1 protein-coding gene is annotated in these 1061 nt (G+C 49.6%); it reads right to left on the reverse strand.

The window, feature by feature from the left end:
* Positions 1 to 290: 290 nt before the first annotated feature.
* On the reverse strand, positions 291 to 1061 hold a 771-nt coding region (locus tag KDK16_RS05340), incomplete at its 5' end, for a PhoX family phosphatase (RefSeq protein WP_257275029.1).

Consider the following 1061-nt stretch of genomic DNA (forward strand, 5'->3'; position numbering starts at 1 on the left):
GTAATAGACAATTAGCCGAAACTTGAAACACCTTCTGATGCCATACTTCCCACGCTACTTACAACCAAAAATAGAAGAGGCCTTGCAGGATACCCCTGTAGTTTGCCTGCTCGGGGCTTGTCAGGTGGGCAAACCTTGATTCCGGCAGCCTCAAATACACGTAGTTAAGAGAAACATTTCGCGTCACCATCAGTGATGGAAAACGACATAGCAAAATATTTTTCACAACAAAAAAGCCGATGAGCATTCCACTCATCGGCTTTGTTATATTGGCAGTCAGGTGACGGTTATTAAACCCCCACTTCACCACCACCGTCTTTCATAATCACCACCGTGGAAGAGCGCGCCCTGTTTGCACCGCTTGCATCGGTTGCGTCGATTGTCCCAGCGGCAGGCCAATTCGATGGATGCTGCATATTCAGGAAGAAGCTCTGGTGATCTGGTGTGAATGCCAGACCGGTCACTTCACAACCATTTGGCCCCACAAAGAAGCGCTTCAGCTGGTCCTGGTTGTCGGCGTTAACGGCCAGCATGTCTTCAGTGCTGTTCAGTTCAGATGGAATAATGGCCAGCATCTGATCATTGGTATTGTCATTAGCGCCACCATCCGTTTGAATCCAAAGCAGACCACGATCATCAAATGCCAGACCGTCCGGGCTGCCAAATTCATTGGCTTCATTCAGACCGGACAGGTTCACCAGAGCACTTTCAGAGGCAAAAGAGCCGAACAGGAAGAACTCCCAGGTAAACTGACTTGGATCGGCCCCTTCATTCCAGCGAATAATATGACCATACTCATTATCTTCTCGGGGGTTGGCCACATTGGTATCGGTATCGGAATCACCGTCCTCATTATCACGATCAGTGTTGTTGGTCAGCGTCACATAAACAGAGCCGGTCTCAGGATCTACCGCGGTCCATTCAGGACGGTCCATTGGGGTAGCACCTACCAGATCAGCAGCGCCTGGCGTATTCAGGATAATCTCAGCCTGGGTTGCGAATCCTGAGATATTACCTAACCTTCCACCATCTTTGGTGGTTGCATCAGGAGTCAGAGGTAA

It is taken from the genome of Endozoicomonas sp. SESOKO4 (assembly GCF_024606275.1).